The sequence below is a fragment of the Pseudonocardia sp. CA-107938 genome, from assembly GCF_050936315.1.
Classification (GTDB): domain Bacteria; phylum Actinomycetota; class Actinomycetes; order Mycobacteriales; family Pseudonocardiaceae; genus Pseudonocardia.
The window spans coordinates 1533538-1555730 of sequence record NZ_JBNJNA010000001.1 but is presented as its reverse complement, the minus strand read 5'-3'; the positions used below and the strand labels follow the sequence as shown (position 1 = coordinate 1555730).

At 72.9% G+C, this 22193-nt stretch carries 27 protein-coding genes; 6 read left to right on the top strand and 21 right to left on the bottom strand.

Going from position 1 to position 22193, the window contains the following annotated elements:
* Positions 1-54 precede the first annotated feature (54 nt).
* Complete coding sequence (locus tag ACQEVB_RS07800; RefSeq protein WP_432966906.1) at positions 55-726, top strand: VC0807 family protein; 672 nt, start codon at positions 55-57, stop codon at positions 724-726.
* On the opposite strand, the gene ACQEVB_RS07795 is transcribed toward ACQEVB_RS07800, so the two are convergent.
* The 12 genes from ACQEVB_RS07795 to ACQEVB_RS07740 all read right to left on the bottom strand — a co-directional run bounded on the left by ACQEVB_RS07795 (position 680) and on the right by ACQEVB_RS07740 (position 12335).
* Positions 680-2680: a glycosyltransferase gene (locus ACQEVB_RS07795; protein ID WP_432966904.1), complete on the bottom strand. Its 2001-nt coding sequence runs from the start codon at positions 2678-2680 to the stop codon at positions 680-682. The genes ACQEVB_RS07800 and ACQEVB_RS07795 overlap by 47 nt on opposite strands.
* A 413-nt stretch (positions 2681-3093) precedes the next feature.
* A complete protein-coding gene (gene glf, locus ACQEVB_RS07790) occupies positions 3094-4311 on the bottom strand; it encodes a UDP-galactopyranose mutase (RefSeq protein WP_432966902.1) in 1218 nt (405 codons plus the stop codon).
* Positions 4312-4366: 55 nt separating this feature from the next.
* Positions 4367-5296: a decaprenyl-phosphate phosphoribosyltransferase gene (locus ACQEVB_RS07785; protein WP_432966900.1), complete on the bottom strand. Its 930-nt coding sequence runs from the start codon at positions 5294-5296 to the stop codon at positions 4367-4369.
* Complete coding sequence (locus tag ACQEVB_RS07780; protein ID WP_432966898.1) at positions 5293-5871, bottom strand: phosphatase PAP2 family protein; 579 nt, start codon at positions 5869-5871, stop codon at positions 5293-5295. The genes ACQEVB_RS07785 and ACQEVB_RS07780 overlap by 4 nt, the downstream gene beginning before the upstream one ends.
* Positions 5872-6005: 134 nt before the next feature.
* Entirely contained in the window at positions 6006-6761 is a 756-nt protein-coding gene (locus ACQEVB_RS07775) for a S1 family peptidase (RefSeq protein WP_432966896.1), read from the bottom strand.
* 173 nt (positions 6762-6934) lie between these two features.
* A complete protein-coding gene (locus tag ACQEVB_RS07770; RefSeq protein WP_432966894.1) occupies positions 6935-7741 on the bottom strand; it encodes an HAD family hydrolase in 807 nt (268 codons plus the stop codon).
* Positions 7742-7757: 16 nt separating this feature from the next.
* On the bottom strand, positions 7758-8516 hold the full coding sequence (locus ACQEVB_RS07765) for a dioxygenase family protein (protein WP_432980218.1): 759 nt from the start codon (positions 8514-8516) through the stop codon (positions 7758-7760).
* A gap of 66 nt (positions 8517-8582) precedes the next feature.
* Positions 8583-9572: a MerR family transcriptional regulator gene (locus tag ACQEVB_RS07760; RefSeq protein WP_432980215.1), complete on the bottom strand. Its 990-nt coding sequence runs from the start codon at positions 9570-9572 to the stop codon at positions 8583-8585.
* Positions 9573-9615: 43 nt separating this feature from the next.
* Positions 9616-10035: a RidA family protein gene (locus ACQEVB_RS07755; RefSeq protein WP_432966892.1), complete on the bottom strand. Its 420-nt coding sequence runs from the start codon at positions 10033-10035 to the stop codon at positions 9616-9618.
* A 5-nt stretch (positions 10036-10040) separates the two neighbouring features.
* Complete coding sequence (locus ACQEVB_RS07750) at positions 10041-10490, bottom strand: DUF350 domain-containing protein (RefSeq protein WP_432966890.1); 450 nt, start codon at positions 10488-10490, stop codon at positions 10041-10043.
* 22 nt (positions 10491-10512) lie between these two features.
* A complete protein-coding gene (locus ACQEVB_RS07745; RefSeq protein ID WP_432966888.1) occupies positions 10513-11679 on the bottom strand; it encodes a glutathionylspermidine synthase family protein in 1167 nt (388 codons plus the stop codon).
* An 8-nt stretch (positions 11680-11687) separates the two neighbouring features.
* Entirely contained in the window at positions 11688-12335 is a 648-nt protein-coding gene (locus ACQEVB_RS07740) for a hypothetical protein (protein WP_432966886.1), read from the bottom strand.
* 203 nt (positions 12336-12538) lie between these two features.
* Between ACQEVB_RS07740 and ACQEVB_RS07735 the strand changes: the two genes are divergently transcribed.
* Together ACQEVB_RS07735 and ACQEVB_RS07730 are read left to right on the top strand one after the other, a co-directional pair.
* Positions 12539-13768, top strand: a complete 1230-nt coding sequence (locus tag ACQEVB_RS07735; RefSeq protein WP_432966885.1) for a septum formation family protein — start codon at positions 12539-12541, stop codon at positions 13766-13768.
* Complete coding sequence (locus ACQEVB_RS07730) at positions 13765-14115, top strand: metallopeptidase family protein (protein ID WP_432966884.1); 351 nt, start codon at positions 13765-13767, stop codon at positions 14113-14115. Before ACQEVB_RS07735 ends, ACQEVB_RS07730 begins: the two co-directional genes overlap by 4 nt.
* A 5-nt stretch (positions 14116-14120) precedes the next feature.
* On the opposite strand, the gene ACQEVB_RS07725 is transcribed toward ACQEVB_RS07730, so the two are convergent.
* The 4 genes from ACQEVB_RS07725 to ACQEVB_RS07710 all read right to left on the bottom strand — a co-directional run bounded on the left by ACQEVB_RS07725 (position 14121) and on the right by ACQEVB_RS07710 (position 17378).
* Positions 14121-14849, bottom strand: coding sequence for a DUF899 domain-containing protein (locus tag ACQEVB_RS07725; RefSeq protein ID WP_432966882.1), 729 nt, complete (start codon positions 14847-14849; stop codon positions 14121-14123).
* Between the two features lie 80 nt (positions 14850-14929).
* Entirely contained in the window at positions 14930-15553 is a 624-nt protein-coding gene (locus ACQEVB_RS07720) for a histidine phosphatase family protein (protein WP_432966881.1), read from the bottom strand.
* On the bottom strand, positions 15550-16494 hold the full coding sequence (gene pheA / locus ACQEVB_RS07715) for a prephenate dehydratase (protein ID WP_432966879.1): 945 nt from the start codon (positions 16492-16494) through the stop codon (positions 15550-15552). The genes ACQEVB_RS07720 and pheA overlap by 4 nt, the downstream gene beginning before the upstream one ends.
* On the bottom strand, positions 16491-17378 hold the full coding sequence (locus ACQEVB_RS07710) for a hypothetical protein (RefSeq protein WP_432966877.1): 888 nt from the start codon (positions 17376-17378) through the stop codon (positions 16491-16493). Before ACQEVB_RS07710 ends, pheA begins: the two co-directional genes overlap by 4 nt.
* A 104-nt stretch (positions 17379-17482) precedes the next feature.
* On the opposite strand from ACQEVB_RS07710, the gene ACQEVB_RS07705 reads away from it, so the two are divergent.
* Positions 17483-18268 (top strand): DUF2470 domain-containing protein, encoded by a 786-nt coding sequence (locus ACQEVB_RS07705; RefSeq protein ID WP_432966875.1) that lies wholly within the window; start codon positions 17483-17485, stop codon positions 18266-18268.
* A 3-nt stretch (positions 18269-18271) separates the two neighbouring features.
* On the opposite strand, the gene ACQEVB_RS07700 is transcribed toward ACQEVB_RS07705, so the two are convergent.
* The 4 genes from ACQEVB_RS07700 to ACQEVB_RS07685 are packed head-to-tail and all read right to left on the bottom strand — an operon-like array spanning position 18272 to position 19739.
* The gene (locus ACQEVB_RS07700; protein ID WP_432966873.1) at positions 18272-18619 is read right to left on the bottom strand and encodes an ArsR/SmtB family transcription factor; all 348 of its coding nucleotides are present in this window, start codon (positions 18617-18619) and stop codon (positions 18272-18274) included.
* Positions 18612-18953 carry an SRPBCC family protein gene (locus ACQEVB_RS07695; protein ID WP_432980212.1) on the bottom strand — a complete coding sequence of 114 codons (342 nt, stop codon included), beginning with the start codon at positions 18951-18953 and terminating at the stop codon, positions 18612-18614. Before ACQEVB_RS07695 ends, ACQEVB_RS07700 begins: the two co-directional genes overlap by 8 nt.
* Before the next feature lie 15 nt (positions 18954-18968).
* Positions 18969-19301: a DUF3817 domain-containing protein gene (locus ACQEVB_RS07690; protein ID WP_432966871.1), complete on the bottom strand. Its 333-nt coding sequence runs from the start codon at positions 19299-19301 to the stop codon at positions 18969-18971.
* A gap of 6 nt (positions 19302-19307) precedes the next feature.
* A complete protein-coding gene (locus ACQEVB_RS07685; protein WP_432966869.1) occupies positions 19308-19739 on the bottom strand; it encodes a hypothetical protein in 432 nt (143 codons plus the stop codon).
* A gap of 35 nt (positions 19740-19774) precedes the next feature.
* Between ACQEVB_RS07685 and ACQEVB_RS07680 the strand changes: the two genes are divergently transcribed.
* Positions 19775-20599 (top strand): CPBP family intramembrane glutamic endopeptidase, encoded by an 825-nt coding sequence (locus ACQEVB_RS07680; protein ID WP_432966867.1) that lies wholly within the window; start codon positions 19775-19777, stop codon positions 20597-20599.
* Positions 20596-21189 carry a hypothetical protein gene (locus tag ACQEVB_RS07675; RefSeq protein WP_432966865.1) on the top strand — a complete coding sequence of 198 codons (594 nt, stop codon included), beginning with the start codon at positions 20596-20598 and terminating at the stop codon, positions 21187-21189. Before ACQEVB_RS07680 ends, ACQEVB_RS07675 begins: the two co-directional genes overlap by 4 nt.
* A 31-nt stretch (positions 21190-21220) precedes the next feature.
* On the opposite strand, the gene ACQEVB_RS07670 is transcribed toward ACQEVB_RS07675, so the two are convergent.
* Entirely contained in the window at positions 21221-22153 is a 933-nt protein-coding gene (locus tag ACQEVB_RS07670) for a DUF5926 family protein (protein ID WP_432966863.1), read from the bottom strand.
* Positions 22154-22193 lie beyond the last annotated feature (40 nt).

Below are 22193 nucleotides of genomic sequence, written 5' to 3'. Positions count from 1 at the left end.
ATCGATGACAGATGTCAGCGGGGCACGCGGCGGGCGGCTCCTAGCGTCAGGATCGTGAACGCGAAGCTCCGCGCCGTCCTCCCGATGCTCGTCGACGTCGTCGTGCCGGTGGCGGGTTATTACCTGCTCTCCGCCTGCGGTCTCGACGACTTCTGGGCGCTGACGATCGCCGGGCTGGCCACGGCCGTGCACGCGCTGGTCACGACCGTGCGCCGGCGGCGGCTCGACGGGTTCGGCGCGCTGGTCGTGCTGGAGATCGCGCTGTCGCTGGTGCTGCTCGGGGTGACCCGCGACCCGCGGATCGTGCTGCTCAAGCCGTCGTTCTACACGGCACTGGCCGGGGTGTTCCTGATCGGCACGTGCCTGGCCGGCAAGCCGTTCACCCTTGACGTGACCCGGCCGATGGCCGTGGGCGGCGACCCGCGGATGGCCGCCGCGGTCGACGCCGCGGCCGCGCCCGGCACCGGATACCACCGCGAGCACCTGCGCCTCACCGCGGTGTGGGCGGCGATCTGGCTGGTCGAGTCGGTGGTGCGCGGCTGGATCGTGCTGCAGACCGACGTCGCCACCGGCGTGCTCGTCTCCCAGGTGCCGGGGCTCGTGGCGCTGGTCGTCGGGATCGCCTACAGCCGCTCGCGCGTGCCGGCCCTGCGCCGGCACGTCGCCGAGTACGCGGCCGTCAGCGCGAGCGGAACACCCGCTTCTCCCACTCGTCCCGGCTCGTGAGCTGCGGCTGCGCGGCGCGGTAGTCCGCACGCAGCTGCGGCCAGCGCTTCCCGATGACCCGCAGCTGGTCGAACGAGCGGCGCAGCATCGTGCGGAACAGCTCCGGGTCGCGGCGGCGGAAGGTGACGCTGCGCCCGTCCGGGGTGGTGACCGTGGCCGAGTCGAGGTGCGACAGCACGAACCACTGCGCCTGCCGGTTCGGCACGTTGCGCTGCGGCACGTCCCGGTGGACCGGGTTCACCGGGCGCAGGTTGTGCAGCACGCTCGACACCAGGCCCTTGACGATCGGCAGCTTCGAGGTGGGCGGCGGCGGGAACGACTGCGCGGCCAGCGAGTCCAGCTCGGACAGCGGCACCTGGGTGGCCGAGTCGAGCGGGCGGCCGTCGTCGTACTCGGCGCGCTTGGCGCGGATCGCCGGCAGGATCGTGGCGATGTTGCCGAAGAGCGCGTCCGGCCCGGCGAGGAAGTCGGCCAGCGCCATCTCCTGCAGCGCGACGGCCGAGTACTCCATGAGCATCAGGTGCCGCAGCGTGCGCTTGAAGATGTCGACGAGGATCGCGCGCGGGCTGTCCGGCCCGTGCAGCGCCGCCGCGACGAGCCGGTTGCGGTAGTGGAAGTACGCCTGCCAGTCGCTCGTGTCGTCCTTCTCCAGGAACGACATGTGCCAGATCCCGACGCCCGGCACGGTCGCCGTCCGGTAGCCGGCGGACCGCGCGCGCAGGCCGTACTCGACGTCGTCCCACTTGATGAAGAGCGGCAGCGGCATACCGATCTCCTCGGCGACCGACCGTGGGATCAGGCACATCCACCAGGCGTTGTGGTCGACGTCGACGCGCCGGTGCAGCCACGGCGTCTGGCGCAGGGTGCGCTCGGCGAAGTCGTGGTGCGGCTCGGTGTCGGGAGCGTTCTTCCAGAGGAACGCGTTGCGGTCGACGACCTCGCCCATCGTGGACAGCTGGGCCCGCGACTGCAGCGACAGCATCTGCCCGCCCACCAGCGTGGGCTTGCGCGAGCGCCGGGAGAACGCCAGTGCCCGGAGGATCGAGTCCGGTTCCAGCAGGATGTCGTCGTCCATGTAGAGGATGTGCGTGCAGTCGGTGTCGAGCGCCTCGTGCATCGCGCGGGCGTAGCCGCCGGAGCCGCCCAGGTTGGGCTGCTCCACCAGCTTCAGCTTGTCGCCCAGCAGAGCCGCGGCCTGGTCGAAGCCTGGCTGCTCGCGCACCTTCTGGGTGCCCTGGTCCACCACGATCACGGCGACCACGGCGTCGAGCACGAGCGGCTCGGACGCGATCGCGGTCATCGTCGCGACGGCGTCGGCGGGCCGGTTGAAGGTGGGCATGCCGACGGCGATGCGCCCGGCCGGCTCCGGTTCGGAGTCGGCGTACCAGCCGCCGCCGTGCAGGGTCAGCTCGCCGGAGTCGGTGGTGACGTCGAACCAGTACCAGCCGCCGTCCTCGAACGGGCGCAGGTCCAGCTCGATGTCGACGTGGTGGCGACCCGGCCCGTTGAGCAGCTCGCCGCGCTCGAAGATCTGCGAGCCGTCCGCCTTCGTGCGGTAGACGTCGACGCGGCCGCCGCCCGTCAGGTCCAGGCGCAGCCGCACCTTGTCGAGCACCGTCCAGCGCCGCCAGTACGAGGCCGGGAACGCGTTGAAGTAGGCCCCGAACGACACCTCGCTGTCGGCGTCGACCACCGCCGACGTGCGGGAGGTGGCGTGCAGCCGCCGCGCACCCCCGACCGTGGAGCCGGACAGGTGCACCTCCTTCACCGGCAGGTCCGTCGGCAGCGCGGTCGTGGTGGTGAGGCGGAGGCCGGTGCGCTCGTCCAGGTACAGCGCCCGCACGCTCATCGGGTCGCCCACCCGCGGCAGGATCACCCGCTGCAGCAGGCCCTCGGTCGGCAGCTCACGCGGCTCGGGCGCCGACCGCGAGGTGTCTGCGGCGGTGGTGGACACAGTGCTGGCCTCCGGGTACTCGGCGTCACGTCTCGGTCGAGGGTAGCGAGGTGGCACGGTGTGCCGCGGACGGGCCGCTGCGGCACGCCGGGACGGACGTGCGCCGAGGAAGCCCTGGTTGTTCGTGATCAAGGGCAAAAGGTCGTCAGTCGATCTTCCAGAGCGACCTTCTGCCCTTGATCACCGCACCGGCCGACCTCGGCCCCGCCCTTGGGGCCGATCGGGCGGCGGGCGGCGGCGGGGGTTCCGCGCCGGAGTTCGCTGATCATGGGCAAAACGTCGTCAGTCGATCTTCGCGGGCAACGTTTTGCCCATGATCGACGCAACCCTGGCGCTGCAGGCCCGGGCTGCGTCGCACCGCCCACGCCCGGCCTGACCCCTCGTTACCGCGAGCCGGCGCTCCCGCGGTCAGGTCAGTCCTCGGCGCTCTCGGTGCCCGAGAGCGGCTTGCCCTCGGTGAAGTACGGGACGAGCCGGTTGCTGAACATCGTCAGCGCCGAGCCGATCGCCATGTGCATGTCGAGGTACTTGTAGGTGCCGAGGCGCCCGCCGAACAGCACGTTCGCGTTGGCGGTCTCCTTGCGGACGAGCTCGCGGTAGCGCAGGAGCTTGGCGCGGTTCTCGGGCGTGTTGACCGGGTAGTACGGCTCGTCGCCGGGGCCGGCGAAGCGCGAGTACTCCTTGACGATGACCGTCTTGTCGGTCGGGTAGTCGCGCTCCGGGTGGAAGTGCCGGAACTCCAGGATGCGCGTGTAGGGCACGTCGGCATCGTTGTAGTTGATGACGGTGGTGCCCTGGAAGTCGCCGGTGGTGTCGAGCACCTCCTGCTCGAAGTCGAGCGTGCGCCACGTGAACGCGCCCTCGGAGTTGCCGAAGTAGGTGTCGAGCGGGCCGGTGTAGACCGTCGGGGTGCCGGCGGGGATGTCGTCGCGCACGTCGAAGTAGTCGACGTCGAGCCGCACCTCGATGTTCTCGTGGTCGGCCATCCGCTCGAGCCACGCCGTGTACCCGTCGACGGGCAGGCCCTCGTAGGTGTCGTTGAAGTACCGGTTGTCGAACGTGTAGCGCACCGGCAGCCGCGTGATGATCGACGCGTCGAGCTCGCGCGGGTCGGTCTGCCACTGCTTGACGTTGTAGCCCTTGATGAACGCCTCGTAGAGCGGGCGCCCGATGAGCGAGATCGCCTTCTCCTCGAGGTTCGTGACGTCCTTGGAGTCGACCTCGGCGGCCTGCTCGGCGATCAGGGCGCGCGCCTCGTCCGGCGTGTAGTAGCGGCCGAAGAACTGGTTGATCAGCGACAGGTTCATCGGGAACGCGTAGACCTGGTCGCCGACGCGGGCGAAGACGCGGTGGCGGTAGTCGGTGAACTCCGTGAACCGGTTGACGTACTCCCACACCTTCTCGTTGGAGGTGTGGAACAGGTGCGCGCCGTAGCGGTGCACCTCGATGCCGGTCTGCGGCTCGCGCTCCGAGTACGCGTTGCCGCCGATGTGCGACCGCCGTTCCAGCACCAGAACGCGCTTGCCGAGCTCGGCCGCCACACGTTCCGCGATCGTCAGCCCGAAGAACCCGGAGCCGACCACGACGAGGTCGAACGAGTCGTACCCTGCCGACTTCTGCGCGTCACCCACGACTCCCGAGGGTAGCGACGCGGTAATCGCCTGCTGCGCGGGGGGAGTGACCCGCTCAGACGGTGTAGACGGCCAGCGTGAGTGTGGCCACCCACACCAGCGCGAGCACCTGCAGCACCCGGTCGCGCAGGGCGATCTCGTCGGGCGCGCCGCCGTTGCCGCTGTCGACGTCGACGGAGTACCGCAGCACCGCCACCACGAACGGCACGATCGAGATCGTCGACCAGGCCGTGTTGTGGTGCTCCTCGCGGATCTCGAACGCCCACAGGCAGTAGTTCATGATCAGCACGGTGGCCGAGAGGGCCCACACGAACCGCAGGTAGGACGCCGAGTACGCCTCGAGCGACTTGCGGATCTTCGCCCCGGTGCGCTCGGCCAGCATCATCTCGGCGTAGCGCTTGCCGGCCACCATGAACAGCGACCCGAAGCCCGCGCACAGCAGGAACGCCTGCGAGAGCGGGATGCCGGTGGCCAGACCGCCGGCGACGGCCCGCAGCAGGAACCCGGACGCCACGATGCAGATGTCGAGCACCGGCTGGTGCTTGAGCCCGAAGCAGTAGCCGAGCTGGACGGCCAGGTAGACCGCGATCAGCACGAGCAGCTGCCAGGTGGCGAGCAGGCTGAGGCCCAGAGCCGCCAGCGCCAGTACGACGGCGAGCGCGAACGCGAGCTGCGCCGGCACGATCCCGGCGGCGATCGGGCGGTGCCGCTTCTTCGGGTGCACCCGGTCGGCCTCGACGTCCTTGGCGTCGTTGACCAGGTAGATCGCCGAGGCGGCCAGCGAGAACGCGACGAACGCGACGGCAAGCTGGAGGACGGCGCGACCGGTGAACAGGTCGCCGCTCGTGAACGGCGCGGCCAGCACCAGCACGTTCTTGACCCACTGCTTGGGTCGCATCGTGCGGAGCAGGCCCAGCGTGACGGACGCGGGCGTGCGGGCGACCGGTGCTTCGCCGGTCACGGGCGGGACATCGGTGCTGGTCATCGCGCGACCTCCCGGCGCGTCAGCCGGCCGGTGAGCAGGGCGACCGCGACGCCGAGCGCGGAGCCGACGGCGACGTCGCTCGGGTAGTGCACACCGAGCACGAGCCGTGAGAGCGCCATCGGGGGCACGACCGCGCCGGTCAGCGGGGTGCCCAGCAGCCGGCCGTAGAGGACGGCGGCGGCTGCGGTGGACGTGGCGTGCGCGGACGGGAAGCTGAGCCGGCTCGGCGTGCCGACCAGCACCTGGACCGACGGGTGGTCGGGCCGGCGGCGGCGCACCACCCGCTTGACCCCGATCGACGCGCCGTGCGCCAGTGCGACCCCGGCGGTGGCGGTGAGCCACTCGCGACGACGCTGCCGGTCGACCGCGGCACCGAGCAGGCCGAGTGCGAGCCAGCCGGCGGCGTGCTCGCCGAACAGCGACATGGCCCGGGCGGTGCCGACGACCGGCGGGGTCGCGATCGTCTGCTGCACGGCCTCCAGCACCCGGATCTCGGCGCCCGCGGGCAGCTCGGCCTCGGGGTCGGTGGCCTGCGCTGCGGGCGTCGGGCCGGTGCGGTCGAGGAGCTCGGCCACGGTGGGGGGCCTCCCAAGGCGGCACGGCGTTCGCGCTCGCACGGCCGGTCGATCGTCGATGGACGTCTCCCGATGTTACGCGCGGGCCTTCCGAGCGGCCGGAGCGGCCCGACCAACGTGGACCGACACCGGGATCAGTGCGGGAAGGTCCCGGTCGCCCCGGCCGCGGCGATCAGCTCGGTGATCTGCGCGGCGTAGGTGCCGACCCGGCCGTAGAACTGGGGCGCGGCCGGGTCGGCACCCGGCCGCCAGTTCCCCACGCCGACGAGGTGCCCGTCGATCACGAGGGGTGCGCCGCTGTCGGTCGGGCGGATCACGAACGCGCCCGCGCACAGGTAGGCGGCAGGGTCGTAGCGGTAGCCGTGCCACACCAGTGGCGGCATGCGGCTGAAGGCGTTCGCGGCCGCTTCGGTGCACGTCCGGTCGTCGAGCGTGGCGGTCGGGGTCTGCCAGAGGACCGGCTCGTCCTGCGGCGACACCCGCCAGCCGGTCACCCGGCCCGCCGATCCGGGCGCCGGCCACGCCCGGTCGGCACCGGCCAGTGGCATCGTCGGCCCGGACACCCCGTCCGCGAGCAACAGCACGCCGACGTCCGACGGGGTGTCGACCGGCCCCCGGAACCCGTCCAGGAACCCTTGCGGAGCACCCGGCCAGTCGGGCGCGGTCCACTTGTCGACGACGGCGATCCGGCGGCCCTCCCGACCGCGCAGGTCGGTGCGCCCGACCACGACGGCCATCTCGGCCGGCGCACGGCCGACGCAGTGCGCGGCGGTGACGACGGCCCGCGGCGCCACGAGCGTGCCCACGCAGGTCTTGCCGGGCGGCCCGCCGGGCGGTGGGCTGCCGCCACCGTCGATCGCGACCACCCAGGGCTCGTCCGCGCTGGTCACCGGCCCGTTGCCCGGAACGGGTGCGGCGCGGGGCACAGGCCAATACGCCCACACCACATAGGCAAGCACCAGCACCACCGGCAACCCGATCACGAACGGCCGGCGCCTGCGTCTCCCCCGAGCCCCCATGCCCGGTTGGCTACCAGGGTGATCAAGAAGCGGTCAAACGCTGGTCAGAACCAGCGCTCCAGCACCAGTGCCACGCCGTCCTCGGCGTTGCTCGCCGTCACTTCGTCGGCGACGGCCTGCAGCGCGGGGTGCGCGTTCGCCATCGCGACGCCGTGCCCGGCCCACTGCAGCATCTCCAGGTCGTTCGGCATGTCACCGAAGGCCAGCACCTCCGCGGCCGGTACGCCCAGCTTCGCGGCCACCTCGGCCAGCCCGCTCGCCTTCGTGACGCCCGGCGCGCTGATCTCGACGAGACCGCGCGAGTGGGAGAACGTGATGTCGGCGGCCCCGCCGATGACCGGGGCGAGCGCGGCCACCATCGCGTCGCTGAGCAGGCCGGGTTCCCGGACCAGCAGCTTGACCGCCGGCTCGGCCAGCAGGTCGGCCCGGTCGACGATCGCGCCCACCGCCTCCGGCCACGCGTTCCGGTACCCGGGTTCGGCCAGGAACGGTGACGGCCCGCGCACGCTGCCCCCGACCCGCTCGACGGCCAGTCCGCAGCCGGGGATGGTGGCCAGCGCGGCGTCGGCGAGCTCGGCGAGCAGCGGCACGGGCATCGCCTGGTCCCACAGGACGCGGTCCTCGACGGCGTCGTAGAGCAGCCCGCCGTTCGCGCACACCGCCAGCCGCACCTGCGGCAACTCCGCGGACACGGGCGGGATCCACCGCTGCGGACGGCCCGTGACCAGCACGAACGGCACCCCGCTCGCCACCACCTGGCGGACGGCCGCGGCGTTGCGCGGACTCACGTGCTCGGCCGGGTCGAGCAGCGTTCCGTCGACGTCGGTGGCCACGAGCCCGGGTGCCTGCACGGGTCCAGCCTACGGATCAGCCGAACTGGACCGACCGCTTCGCCATCCCGAACCAGAAGCCGTCGACCACCGTGTGACCCGGGCCGTCGTCGACGCTCGCACCGAGCGTGACGAAGAGGGGTGCGAAGTGCTCGGTGCGCGGGTGCGCCAACCGGGCGGCCGGGGCGGTGTGCGCGAAGTCGAGGACGGCGTCGACGTCGTTCGCCGCGAGCGCCTCGGCACCCCACGCGTCGAACTCGGCCGACCAGGTCGGCGGCCGGCCGTCGGTCCCCCCGACCTCCTGCAGCGCCCGCAGGTTGTGGGTGAAGAAGCCGCTGCCGACGATCAGCACGCCCTCGTCGCGCAGCGGCGCGAGCCGCCGACCGAGCTCGTGCAACCGCTGAGGGTCGAGCGTGGGCATCGAGACCTGCAGCACGGGCACGTCGGCGGCCGGGAACATCTCCACCAGCGGCACGTACACGCCGTGGTCGAGGCCGCGGGTCGGTTCGTCGCGGACGGACCCGCCGACCAGCTTGCGCACCGACTCCGCCAGCTCCGGCGCACCGGGCGCCGGGTAGGTGACGCGGTAGTAGTGCTCGGGGAAGCCCCAGAAGTCGTACGTCAGCGGGACGGTCGTGGTGGCGCCGATCGTCAGCGGCGCGTCCTCCCAGTGCGCCGAGACGACCAGGATCGCCGACGGCCGCGGCAGCTCGGCCGACCAGGCAGCGAGCTGACCAGGCCAGATCGGGTCGTCGGCCAGCGGCGGCGCGCCGTGGCTGAGGTAGAGCGCGGGCATGCGGGACACGAGAGCCTCCATATGTGAACTCTCAACTATCGTACGCCCTGCTGCCATCTCCCGCGACTACGCCGGCGGCTTGGCCGGCATCAGCAGCATCAGCGCGCGCGGCGCGCGGATCGTCAACGGCTCGACGGGGCCGGTGAACTCCAGCACCGCGTCCTCACCAGCGGCGTCCAGCGCCTCGCGGAGGAACTCGCGGTCGATCCACATCGCGTCCGCGCCGGCGTCGAGCAGCGTGAACTCGCGCACCTGCCCGCGCGCGCCTTCCCGCCGTTCGGCGGCGGGGGCGCGCACGGCGGCCCGGGCAGCGGCCGCCGGCGCGGAGAGCTGGGCGGGCGCGGCCGGGAGCAGGCGGCGGTAGTCGGGGAACGGCTCGGTCGCCGCCTCCCCGCCGACCGTCCCGGAAGGGGTGGTGAGCGCGAGCCGGCCGCCGTCGATCTCCAGGTGGGCCTCCGCGTCGGTCAGCAGGCCGATCATGGCGTCGACCAGCGCGACCGGCACCAGAGCGGCGGTGGCCGGCCCGGTCACGGTGGCGGCGACGTCGACAGCGGCCAGCCGGAAGCGGTCGGTCGCGACCACCGTGATCGCCGGTCCGACGTCGAGCAGCACCCCGCGCAGGGCAGGCAGCTCGGGATCGTCCGACACGGCGTGCCGGACGGTGCGCAGGGCGGCCGCCAGCTCGGCGGCGGCGACGGTGGCGCGGGTGGGTTCCACGGGGCTCTCCTCGGGCTCGATCAGCGCATCGACCGTGGAGAGCACGCGCCGGGCGACGGCGAGGTCGTGCTCCAGCGCGCGCAGGTGCGCCGCGCACGCCTGCGCGACGGCGGCCCGGTCGTGCCGCACCCGCAGCACCGCCCGGATCCCCGCCAGCGACATCCCGGCCGCCCGCAGCACTGCCACCAGCTGCGCAGCGCGCACCTGGTCAGCGGTGTACGAGCGGTAGCCCGTGCGCGGGTCCACGCCGGCCGGACGCAGCACGCCGGCGCCGTCGTAGAACCGCAGCGTGCCGACCGAAAGCCCGGACGCCCTGGCCGTCGCACCGATCCCGTGCATGCCCTCCACGCCTGTCACCGTGGGGCCTCCACCAGGTCGAGACTCAACCCGCCGGCGTGAACCGCTCGTGCGGGACGACCGCGATCGGCACGAGCTCGACCAGCAGCTCGGGCGCCACGAGCCCGACGACCTGGATCAGGATGCTCGCCGGTGCCGTCGCTGACGGGAAGTGCCGCGACCGGGCGCGTTGGATGGCCGGGAGATCGGCGCGATCGAGGAAGTAGATCGTCATCGACACGATGTCCTCGAGCCGGCCGCCTGCCGCGGCCAGCACCAGGCGGACGTTGTCGACCGCCTTCTCGAACTGCGCCTCGGCGTCGCCGACGCCGATCACCGCGCTGTGCTCGTCCCACGCGACCTGGCCGGTGACGTGCACGACCACGCCGTCGCCCTGCGCGACGGCGTGGTTGAACGCGCGCCCGTTCTGCGGCCAGATCCCCGGCGGGTTGTACCGCTGCGCCACGACCGTCAGACGATGGCGACGGCGACGACCGTGCCGATCGCGACCTGCGCGGCCGCGACCACCCACGCCTGCGGCAGCAGGTTCTCCGCCTTCAGCACCGCGCCGACGTCGATGCCCGTGACCCACTCCAGGATCCGCACGGCGACGACCTGGGCGACGATCCCGACCAGCCCGAAGATCAGCGTCTGCAGCAGGCCCTCGAGCAGGGTGCCCGACGACACCGAGATCGCGGTGACGATCACCAGGGCCATCCCGAGCATCCCGGAGGCCGTGACGACCACCGAGCCGGGGTTGCCGGCGCGGACCATGCGGTTGAGGGGGCCCGGCGTGGTGATGTCGACGGCCCAGAACCCGATCAGGATCAGCAGCAGGCCGAGCAACGCGTAGAGCAGGATCGCACCGACCCCGGTGCCGATCAGGCCGAAGAAGCCCGGACCGATCACGGTCTGGTCCACGGATACCTCCAGGGGAGCTGGTTCAGGACAACGGAATGCGGTGGGGGACGAACGCCGCGCCGTCGTCGGTCACGAGTCCGGTGGTCTCGCGGATGCCGAGCCCGGCCGCGGTGTCGCCGACGACCCAGGCGCCGAGAGCCGGACGGTAGCCGTCGAACTCGGGCAGCGGGGCGAAGAGCTGGTAGACGTACCCCTCCTCGCCGTACACACCACCCGTCTGGTGTTCCACGCCGGGCGCGACGATCGAGATGTTGGCGCCCTCCCGCCCGAGCCGCGGCTTGCGCACGTACTCGGTGAGCAGGCCGGGCTGGTCGAGGAAGGCGGGCAGCAGGTTGGGGTGCCCGGGGTGCATCTCCCAGAGCACGGCCAGCAGGGCCTTGTTGGAGAGGATGCACTTCCACAGCGGCTCCACCCAGAGCGTCTGCGGCAGGTTGCGCAGCACGTGCTTGCCGAAGTCGTCGGTGAGCACCCACTCCCACGGGTAGAGCTTGAACACCGTGGAGATCGTCGACTCCTCGAGGTCGGTGAACCGGTCGAGGGTCACGTCCCAGCCGATGTCCTCGATGGCCAGCCCCACCGTGTCGAACCCGGCCTCGGCGGCCGTCTCCTGCAGGTAGCTGACGGTGACGTGGTCCTCGCCGGAGGTGTCGGCGCCGGACCAGGTGAAGTAGACCTCGCCGGAGGGCAGCCGGCCCTTCAGCGTGCGCCACCGCTCGACCAGCTGCTCGTGCAGCGAGTTCCACTGGTCGTCGTCGGGGTGGGTGTCCTTCAGCCAGTTCCACTGCAGGATCGACGCCTCGAGCAGGGTCGTCGGCGTGTCGGCGTTGTACTCCAGCAGCTTCGCCGGGCCGCCGCCGTCGTAGCGCAGGTCGAACCGCCCGTAGACGTGCGGGTCGGAGCGCTTCCACGACGCCGCCACGGCCTCCCACGCGAACTCGGGGATCGCGAAGTCGCGGAACCGCTCCGCCGTGACGACGTGGTCGACGGCCTCCAGGCACATCGAGTGCAGCACCTCGACGTCGGCTTCGAGGGAGAGGACCTCGTCCATCGAGAAGGTGTAGTGGACCGACTCGTCCCAGTAGTTGCGGTCGACGCCGCCGATGCCGCGGCCGGGGGTGCCGTAGACCATGCCCTGCTCGCGGACCGTGTCCTCCCAGTTCGGCCGCGGGGTGCCGGTGTGCCGTTCCATGTCGCGCGTCAGCCGCCGCTGGACGATCCGCCGCTGGACGAGCCCAGCCCGCCGCGCGTCGACGTGCCGCTGTTGGAGCTGCCGAGCGACGGCCCCGAGCCCGACGAGGAGGACGCCGAGCTGCTGCCACCGGAGATCGTGCGGCCGGACGTGTAGGTCTTCACCTTCGTGGTGTCCTTCGGGACGACCGTCGTGCCGCCGCTGACCCGCTGGCCGAGGTTGCCCGAGCCGCCGTAGGTGTAGTGGTACTGCCGGCCGCCGGTGCCGATGAACACCGGGTAGGCGTAGCCGCCGCCGTAGTAGCCGCCCGACGAGTAGCCGGTGTTGGCGGCGGGGGTGACGCAGTTGGCGTCGTCGACGATCACGCCGTCCTCGTCCGTGCAGCGCGCCGTCTCGTCGCCGGACGAGGAGATCAGGTACCCGACGCCGACGACGGCCGCCAGACCCACGGTGACCCCGGCGCCGATCATGACCCGCTTGCGCACCTTGCGCTTGCGCGCGGCCTCCTCGTCGACGCGGGCCTGCTCCTCGGCGGCCCGCTTCTCGGCCTGCTCGCGCGCCTTCCGCTCGGCGAGGGTGGGCTCGCGCGGCGTGGTGTTCTCGTCCTGGAAGCGCATGGAGCCCGGCCGCTGCTCGGGTTCGGGACCCTCGGTCACCGCAGCATCCCTCCGATCAGGCCGTCGATCTCCGTCGCCGGGGGCACGGTACCCGCTGAGCGGCGGCGCCGGTCCCGTCGTCCGGATCGCCGACCAACCGAAGCCCGATCGTGACGTTCGCAGCACGCCGCCTACCGATGGCCGCTCCGCCGGCGGGTGCCGCCGGAACCTTCCTGACCCGACCGGGCATGATGTTTTTTGCCATGACACGCACCCTCTCCGCTCCCGGCCGGGCGGACGCTCCCCTCCAGACGACCGGCCGGCACGGGGTCCCCGTCCCCGTGAGTGCTGCGCGTCCGATCCAGCCTGCGAAGCTCCCCGAGCCGCGGATCGTGCGCCGGATCGTCGCTGGTGTGCTGGTCGGCGCCCTGACGATGTTCGGGGTGGCGGCGCTGGACTCGTTGGCCGGAGCGCAGGTCCCGGTGCTGGGCACGCTCGCGTCGCTGCCGATCCCGGAGAGCGAACGCGGCGGCTCGATCGACTCCGAGGCCCCGCCCGCCACGCCGGGCACCTGCCTGAGCTGGGCGCGGCCCGACGCGGCCGACGCCACCGTCGTGGACTGCGCACAGGGGCACCTGTTCGAGCAGGCCGGCTCGGTCACGCTCACCGACCAGGCCGCCCTGCCCGACGACCGCAAGTGGCGCCAGCTCGTCAACGAGCGGTGCACGCCGGTCGTCCAGCAGTACCTGGGCAAGGGCTTTGACCCGAACGGCCGGTACCGCATCGGTGCGCTCAAGCCGTCCAAGGCGAAGTGGGAGGACGGCGACCGGGAGCTGCGCTGCGGCCTGCAGAGCGCGTCCAAGTCGGGCGCGCTGTTCCCCATGTCGGGCAAGGCCGCCGACGGCGACCAGTCGAACGTGCAGCAGCCCGGCACCTGCCTGGCGGTCGACGGGCGCAGTGTCGGCGACCCGACCGACTGCGCCGGCCCGCACGCCGTGGAGACGGTCGGCATCGTCGACCTCGGCGACAAGTTCAAGGACAAGTTCCCCGCCGTCGGCGACCAGGACTCGTTCCTGCAGCCGGAGTGCGCCAAGCGGGCCGCGGAGTACGCCGGCAGCGCCGACGTGATCACCCAGAAGAAGCTCACCGTCTACTGGGACAACCTCGCCGAGGAGTCCTGGAAGGCCGGCTCCCGCAAGGTGAACTGCAACCTGGCGGCGCTGCTGCCCGACCGCAGCGGGTTCGCGCCCGTCACCGGCTCGGTGCGTGGCTCGGTCAACGTCGGCGACCAGCCGGCGCCGCCCGCGCAGAACAAGCCGGGCGTCCCGGTGCAGCCGCCGCCCACCGACGGCCCGCCGTCCGACAGCCACCCGCCGGCCGACCAGGACGGGGACGCCAAGCCCACCACGGCGCCGCCCAGCGGCGGCGAGACGCCGCAGCCCGGCGGGCAGCAGCCGCCACCCTCCACCACCGCGCCATCGCTGGGTCTGTGAGCCTGCGGCTGCCCAGGCGGCAGTTCGAACTGCTGGTCTCCGACGCGCTCGACACCATCCCGCCGGAGCTGACGGCGGCGATGGACAACGTCGTCGTGCTCGTCGAGGACCGGCACCCCGAGGAACCCGACCTGCTCGGCCTGTACGAAGGGGTTGCGCTCACCGAGCGCACGTCCGACTACGGCGGCGTGCTGCCCGACCGCATCACCGTCTACCAGGACGCGATCTGCGAGATCTGCGCCGACCTCGACGAGGTGGTGCACGAGGTGGCGGTCACCGTGGTGCACGAGGTGGCCCACCACTTCGGCATCGGCGAGGACGAGCTGCACGAGCTCGGCTGGGGCTGACCCGCTCAGTCCTCGAGCAGCCCCGACTCCACGGCCCGCCGGACCTGCTCCTCCCCGGCCGAGGGTGCGCCGTCGCCGTACGCGTCGTGCCAGTTCCACCACTCGTACGGCGTCGTCTGGGGGTAGCCCTCCGGCGAGTCCTCCCACTCCTCCTGGCGGCCGAGCGCGGTCATGTCGAGGTACGCCCATACGGAGCCCAGCGCCTCGTCACCGCGGTTGTTGATGAAGTACGTGCGGAACACGCGGTCGCCGTCGCGGATGAACGCGTTGGTGCCGTGCCACTGATCGACGCCGAAGTCGATGTCGAACTGGTCGAGCATCGTGTACCAGGGCATCGTCCAGCCCATCCGCGCCTTCACCCGCTCGATGTCGGGCTGCGGGGCGCGCGACACGTAGGCGAGCGTGGTGTCGCGGGCGTTCAGGTGCCTGACGTCGGCGACCTGGTCGGCCATCATCGAGCAGCCGACGCACGCGTGCTCGGGCCAGCCGTGCACGCCGGGCTCGAAGAAGGCCCGGTAGACGACCAGCTGCCGGCGACCCTCGAACAGGTCCAGCAGGCTCGCCCGGCCGTGTGGGCCCTCGAACTCGTACGGCTTCTCGACGGGCAGCCACGGCATCCGCCTGCGCTCCGCGGCCAGCGCGTCGCGGGCGCGGGTCAGCTCCTTCTCCTTCACCAGCAGCCGCTGGTGCGCTGCGTCCCACTCGTCCTTCGCGACGATCGGTGGCGTGTGCATAGCCATCCCACCTCCAGTGTGGCAACCTTGCGGTTGCCATCGACGCTATGGCAATCCCTTGGTTGCGTCAAGGTGAAGAGCTACTCGGCGGGGCCGCCGGCAGCGACGTCGCCGGGCTGCGGGACGGTCTCGTCGACCGACTCGAGCTCCCAGCCGTCGCCCGCGGGCCGCAGCACCACGAGACCGGTGTTCGGGAGGTACCCCGGCAGGGTCGGCCCGCCGGTCAGCGCACCGCCGACGATGCGGATGGCACCGCCGTGGCTGACCAGCACCACGGTGCCGGACGCGCCCTTCGTGATCCGTTCGACGACGGGGCGGAACCGGTCGAACACCTCGGCAGCCGACTCGCCGCCGGGCAGCCGCGCCTCCGCGTCGCCGGCCTCCCAGGCCTGCTCGATCTCGTAGAACAGCTCACGCGCCGGCTCGTCGGCGCGATCCTCCAGCTCGCCGACGAACAGCTCGTGCACCCCGTCGACGACGGTGACGTCGAGCCCGTGGGCGGCGGCGACGGGAGCGGCGGTCTGCTGGGCGCGGATCGCGGTGGACGCGTAGACGGCGGTGACGTCGGCGTCGGCGAGCCGGGCGCCGAGCGCGTCCGCCTGGGCGCGGCCGAGGTCGGTGAGCGGCTCCCCGGGGGGCAGCGTGGACAGGCGCTTGGCGACGTTGGCCGCCGTCTGACCGTGCCGGGCGAGGATGAGCCTCACGCGCCGCCTCCCGCCCGCAGCGCCTCCACCCATGCCCAGGACTCGGCGAACGCCTGCTCGTCGCCGTCGCCGAGCGGGAGGACGGTGCGGGCCGGTGCCTGCCCGACCCCGTTGCCGGCGCGCGGGTAGGAGCCCAGGAACCGCACGCGGTCGCACCGGCGGTGCAGCGCGGCCAGCGCCTCCCCCATCGCCGGTTCGGCGATGTGCCCGGTGCAGTCGAGGTGGAACCAGTACTCGGCGTGCCGGTCCTTGATCGGGCGGGACTCGATGCGCGTGAGGTCGATGCCGCGCACGGCCAGCTCGGTGAGCACGCCGAGCAGGGCCCCGGGCCGGTTCTCGGTGGTGGCGGCGATGGAGGTGCGGTCGTGGCCGGTGGGCGCCGGCAGCGGCCCGGGACGGCGCACCAGCGCGCACCGGGTGACGGCGCCCGAGTTGTCGGCGACGTCGTCGGCGAGCGTGTCGAGCCCGTGCAGCTCGGCGGCGAGCGGCGCGGAGACGGCGGCGTCGACCTCGCCGCGGGCGACCTGCGCGGACGCCTCCGCCGTCGAGGTCGACATGACCACCTGCGCGTCGGGCAGGTGGTCGGCGATCCAGCCGCGGGTCTGGGCGATGCCGTGCGGGTGCGACGCGATCGAGCGGACGTCGTCGAGCTTCGTACCTGGGCGCACGAGCACGGCGAACCGCGGAGCGACCAGCGCCTCCCGCACGATGACCAGCGGCGGGTCGGCCACCAGCCCGTCCAGCACGGCGGGGACGGCGCCCTCGACGGTGTTCTCGATCGGCACGCAGCCGGCGTCGACGCTGCCGTCGCGCACGGCGGCGAGCACGGCCGGGCTTCCGTTGCACGGCACCAGCTCGGCGCCGTCCGCCTCCGGCAGCGAGCGCAGTGCCTGCTCGGTGAACGTGGCGCGCGGGCCCAGGAAGGCTATGCGGCTACTCATCGGCCGGCCAGCAGGCCCAGCCCGGCGAGACGGGACCCGGGGGTGATGTCGGCGCCGCGCTCCAGCCCGCAGTGCGCGAGCAGCTCGCGGACCGCGGCGACCGCGCGCTCCGACAGCTGCCCCAGCTCGGCGGCCAGCGCGGCCGGGTCGGTGGACGCGAGCGCGCCGCGCACGTCGCCGGCGGCGAGCGCCCTGGCCACGGCGAGGACGAGGTTGAGCAGCCCGTGCGGCGTGGAATCCGGGCCGACCGGGCGGACCATCTCGGTGACGCCGAGCGTGGTGAACCCCCTGCCGGACTCGACGGCCACCTGCACGAACCGCTCGACGTCGGCGTCGTCGGGGACGTCGGACACCCGCGGGCCGCCGACCCGCAGCTTCGGCGTGCAGCCGTGCTCGGCCACGCGGCGCACGGCGTCGAGCCACGCCTTCGTGCCGAGCTCGTCGCCGGGGTGCGGGCGGCGCGGCTCCACGACGGGGACGACGTCGTCGGGCACGAACTCCGAGACCCGTTCGAGCCAGATGGCGTCGACGTCGGGCGGCGCGGCGGTCTCGACGCTGCGCGGGGTCAGCAGGTTCGGCCGCGAGAGCACGGTGGACAGGGCCTTGGGCACGGCGCCGAGACCCGTGTCGACCACGAGCGACACGTCGACGGGCCGGTCGAGGCCGCGGCGGCTCAGGTCGGCGACGAGCTGCGACAACCGCGACACCGGGCAGACCAGGTGTCCGACCATGCCGCCGTAGCGGCTGTCCCGCGCCGCGAGGTACCGCTCGATCACGTCCTCGACAGGCTCCACGGTGGCCCGTGGGCGCAGCAGAGCGGTGTCGTCGACCAGATGGGCGAACAGCGGCGGAATGCCGATTTCGCCCGTACCGTCCGCCGTCACGGACCAAGACGCTAACCGGTCGCTCCTGGGCGTGACACAACACCCCTGGACACCCGATCAACTCGCGACGTAGCTTAGCCTCACCTAATCACGAGGAGGCTACGTTGGGTGCGACCCGAACTCGCCGGCCGCCGGCGCCGACCGGCGCCGAGCGGGCGCGCAGCATCGCAGCCCGGGGCGGCGAGGCGAGCATCGTCGGCACCGGGTCCGCGCCGACCGTCCCGCTCGTGCACCACGTGCGTGCCGACGGGTCCACCGCGATGCTGCTCGCCGACGACGATCCGCTGCTCGGACGCGTCCGAGACGCCGGCAGCTCCGGTCTCGCGGTCATGCTCGAACTCACCGACCACGCCCCCGTCGACCTGCGCGAACCCGTCCGCGCGCTGCTGTGGATCACCGGCATGCTGCGCGTCCCCACGCCGTTCTGCGCGCGCCGGATCGCCGTCGGCATGGCCGAGGCACGGCCGCACCCGCGCCTGCTCGACCTCGGCCACGGCGCCACCCTCGTCCGGCTCGACCCCGGCTCGGCCGTGCTCTCCGACGCAGAAGGCACCGCGGCGCTCGCCCCCGTCGACCTCGCCGCCGCGGCCCCGGACCCGTTCTGCCGCTACGAGACGCACTGGCTCGCGCACCTGGAACGCGCGCACTCCGACGTCTTCGGCGCGCTGCACCGGCACCTGCCGACCCCGCTGCGTGACGACCGCAGCGCGCGCATCCGCCCGCTCGGCCTCGACCGGTTCGGCCTGCGACTGCGCGTCGAGACCGCCGAACGCGACCACGACGTGCGGCTCGCGTTCACCGCGGAAGCGCTGACCGTGGAGGACCTGCGCGAGCAGATGAGCCGGCTCGTCGGCTGCCCGTTCGGCGGCGGGCGGAAGCACACGGCCTGACGCTCAGGCCGGCCCGTCGTCCCGCTCGGCCAGCTCACGGAGGCGACCGATTGCCCCGGCCCAGTACGCCTCGTACCGCGCCAACCACGGCGCGAGCACCCGCGCGAGCGCGTCCCCGTCGATCGCGTAGAGCTGGTGGCGCCCCTGCCGCGTCGCCGTGACCAGGCCGGCAGCGCGCAGCGCCATCAGGTGCTTCGAGATGCCCGAGGCCACGAGGTGAGGAAAGCGGGTGGCCAGCTCGCCGACGGTCAGCGCGTCTTCCTCGGCGAGCAGGTCCAGGATGCCGCGCCGGGTCGGGTCGGCCAGCACCCGGAACACCTCGTCGATACCGACCGGCTGCGGGTCAGGCAACGGGGGTCGCCACCGCCAGCTCCGCCAGCCGCTGCAGCAGCCGGTGCTCGTCGACGCCCCGCTCGTACGCCTCGTACGTATTGGGCCACCCGTCCTTGCCGATCCCGGCGAAGCCGTCGTGGACGAGGTCGACCCGCGTACCGGACGCGGTCGGCTCCAGCGTGACGACGAGGCGCGCAGGATGGACCCAGTCCGCGCCCTCCTCGAGCCACGACAGCACCAGCCGACCCTCCGGCACGAGTTCGAGCACCGTGCCGCTGATCGGGGTCTCACCGGCGCCGACCATGCGGTAGGCCCCGCCGACCTGCAGATCGATCTCGAGGTCCGGCGCCAGCCAGCCGCGGAGCCCCTACGCGGCCAACGGGCTGCGGCCTTCGTGGACCCGGGCCGTGACCCGACGCTCCGCGAAGAACGACGCGAACGGGATGGTGCCCGCCAGCAGCACCACGAGCGCGTCGAGCGGGCGCCAGCGGCAGCGCTCGGCGAGCAGCAGCGTGACCACGATGTAGATCATGTACAGGAACCCGTGGCTCACCCCGACCACGGCGGTGAGCCCCGGCTGGCCGAAGAAGTACTTCAACGGCATCGCGACCAGCACGAGCACGAGCAGCACCACACCGGTGACCCAGGCCATCACGCGGTAGGCGCGCAGCGCGGTGTCGGTGGAGAGCAGTGGCGACACGGGTGACTACCTTCCCTCGCGGGCGGCATCACGCGCGGCGATCTCCGCCAGTCTCTGGTTGTAGGCGGCGAGCTGCCGATCGTCGAGATCGTCGGCGTCGAGCGCCTGGGCGGCCGAAGCGGGCCGCGGGCCGAACGGCGACGGGCCGTCCGGGGCGGGTCGGGGAGTGCTCGGCGCGACGGTCGGTGGGGCCTCGGCGGCCTCGGGCGCCTCCTCGGCGAGCCGCGCGGCCTCCATGCGCAGCATCCGCCACCACATGACGCCGAAGAACACCGCGAAGAGCGGCCACTGCAGGCCGTAGCCGACGTTGAGCGCGCTGCCCATCGCCTCGCCGGCCCGGTGCCACTGCCAGGCCGCGAGGAACCCACAGGTGACCATGGCGCCCAGCGTGAGCAGGTGCCACAGGATCCACCGTGGGGTGAAGATCAGCCGTCGCACGGTCCCACGATACGCGGGCGGTAGGTTCCCGTGCCGTGAGCAGCCCAGAGTCCAGCGTGCTCCGCCGGTGGACGACGCCCGCCCGGCCCGACCGGGTGGCGGTGCTCACCGATCCGCGGGAACGGCGCCTCGCCGTCACCGAGATCCTCGTGGTCCTGACCGTGTCGCTGGGGCTGCGCGGCCTCACCAGCGCGCTGTCGCTGCTCAACGCGGCGCTGCAACCGGTGGCGCTGAACGAGCAGCAGGTGGCGTTGAACGCGCCCGCTTCCCGGATCGAGCTGGTGGACCTGGCCTACCAGCTGGCCGGCGTGCTCCAGCTGGTCGGCTGGGGCGCGCTGGGCGCGTACCTGCTGGTGCGGGCCGGGTTCGCGCTGCGCGCCGTCGGCCTGGACGCATCGCGCCCCGGCCGGGACGCGGCCTCGGCGGCCGGCCTGGCGGCCCTCATCGGCATCCCCGGGCTGGGGCTCTACCTGATCGTCCAGGCGCTCGGCTTCTCACTGACGATCGCACCGTCGCTGCTGAACGACACGTGGTGGCGCACCCCCGTGCTCGTCGCGTCGGCGGCGGCGAACGCGTGGGCCGAGGAGGTGGTGCTGCTCGGCTACCTGCTCACCCGGCTGCGCCAGCTCGGCTGGTCCGAGAACCGGGCACTGCTGCTGCAGGCGCTCGTGCGCGGCGCGTACCACCTGTACCAGGGCCTCGGCGGGTTCGTCGGCAACCTCGTGATGGGCCTGGTCTACGGCCGGTTCTGGCAGCGCACCAACCGGCTGTGGGCGCTGGTGCTCGGACACACTCTGATCGACGTGGTCGCCTTCGTGGGGTACGCGCTGGTGGCGGGGCACGTGAGCTGGTTGCCGTGAGGAGGGTGATGATCGGGCTGCTGCTCGCCGCCGCAGTCGCGACCGGCTGCGCCTCACCGGTCACCGGCACACCGGCGGCACCGCCCGGCCCGACCAGCCCGCCCGACGTGCTGGACGCGCTCCCGTGGACGACCGTGACCGACGGCGCCACCCGCACCACAGCGGTGCTGCCCGGCCCGGCCAACCCGCAGCAGACGGAGCTGCCCAACGCCGACCCGGCGCAGCAGGCCGTCACCGCGACGCAGTACGAGGCCGTCACCGCCCGTTCCGGCACCGTGCAGCTGTTCATCATGCTGCGCAGCCCGAACATGACCTTCGACAGCCGGCGCGAGGTCAGCTCCGTGGCCGACGGGCTGAAGGGCACCGTGACCGCGAACAGCCCGGTGACGGTCGACGGACACCCCGGCGTCGACTACACGATCACCTACACCTCGCGGACCTCCGGCCAGCCGTCCGTCGTGCACACCCGCTTCGTCGAGGCCAGGGACTTCGCGGTGCGCCTCACCACGCGCGGGGTGGGCAAGGACCCGGCCGAGGTCGCCGCCCTCCACCAGCGCGTCGCCGCGAGCCTGAAGGTGCCGGCGCCGTAGGGAGCACGGCCGTGGGAGGTGTCGCGACCGTCTAGCGCAGCGTGATCTGCTTCCCCGCGATGACGTCGCGGGCGCGGCGCTGGGCGTCGGTCAGCGGGGTGTCGTCGGCCAGTGCGGCGTCGAGGCGCTGCGCGAACGCGGCGACGGGCTCGCTGTACTCCTTGGCGTGCAGCTCGCGGTCGACGTCCCAGACGGGCACGAGGAGGCCGTGGGCGCGGAACGAGCCGGCGTACTTGGTGCCCTCGCCGAGGGTGAGCTCGCCGGCGGACTGCAGCCGGGCGAGCGCCGCGGTGAGCTCGTCCTCCGACTCGGGGCGCACCCAGCGGATGTGCGCCTTGCTGCCGGTGTCGACCCAGTAGGCGCCGCGGACGCCGTCGCCGCCGACGGCCTCGGTCGGCATGATCACCGAGTTGGCGCGTTCCAGCATGGCGGTGACCTCGGCGGTCGGTTCCTCCGCCGATTCGGGCACCCACCAGCCGAAGTCCTGGTGCAGCGTGACGTCCAGGACGGCGTCGGCGTCGACGACGTCCTGCAGGCGCACGAGCTCGCCGGCCACGGCCGGCCCGACGACGGGGAGTGACGTGCCGGCCTCGGCGTCGAGCGCCCAGCGGAGGGCGCGCGCGAGGTCGGCCGAGAGGTCGCCGGAGCGGGTCTGCACCTGCAGGCCGAGCAGGACCTCACCGGTGTCGCGCACCAGTGCTGCGGACGCACCGGGCAGCACGGTGGCGAGCAGCACGGGACGCTCGGCGGGTTCGCGCAGCGGCAGCGGCGCGGTGCCGGACGGCAGGAACTCCCGCATCGCGATGAGGTCGGGTTCGATCGCCAGCCCGGCGAACGGGCGGGTCACGATGACGTCGTCGCCGGCGCCGTGGCAGGCCTTGTAGCGCTTGCCCGAGCCGCACGGGCACGGGCGGCGGGGGTTGTCGCCGGGGGCTGCTGCGCGGTCGCGTGTCTTCTTCGCCATGGTGGCGAGAAGAGTAGCCGCGGGGCGCATGATGTCTCTT

Excerpts from the sequence above, each read along its gene's own strand:
- ACQEVB_RS07785 (WP_432966900.1), bottom strand. The coding sequence starts at position 5,296 with ATGACCAGCACCGATGTCCCGCCCGTGACCGGCGAAGCACCGGTCGCC.
- ACQEVB_RS07765 (WP_432980218.1), bottom strand. The coding sequence starts at position 8,516 with ATGCCCGCGCTCTACCTCAGCCACGGCGCGCCGCCGCTGGCCGACGAC.
- ACQEVB_RS07760 (WP_432980215.1), bottom strand. The coding sequence starts at position 9,572 with ATGCACGGGATCGGTGCGACGGCCAGGGCGTCCGGGCTTTCGGTCGGC.
- ACQEVB_RS07745 (WP_432966888.1), bottom strand. The coding sequence starts at position 11,679 with ATGGAACGGCACACCGGCACCCCGCGGCCGAACTGGGAGGACACGGTC.
- ACQEVB_RS07735 (WP_432966885.1), top strand. The coding sequence starts at position 12,539 with ATGACACGCACCCTCTCCGCTCCCGGCCGGGCGGACGCTCCCCTCCAG.
- ACQEVB_RS07725 (WP_432966882.1), bottom strand. The coding sequence starts at position 14,849 with ATGCACACGCCACCGATCGTCGCGAAGGACGAGTGGGACGCAGCGCAC.
- pheA (WP_432966879.1), bottom strand. The coding sequence starts at position 16,494 with ATGAGTAGCCGCATAGCCTTCCTGGGCCCGCGCGCCACGTTCACCGAG.
- ACQEVB_RS07670 (WP_432966863.1), bottom strand. The coding sequence starts at position 22,153 with ATGGCGAAGAAGACACGCGACCGCGCAGCAGCCCCCGGCGACAACCCC.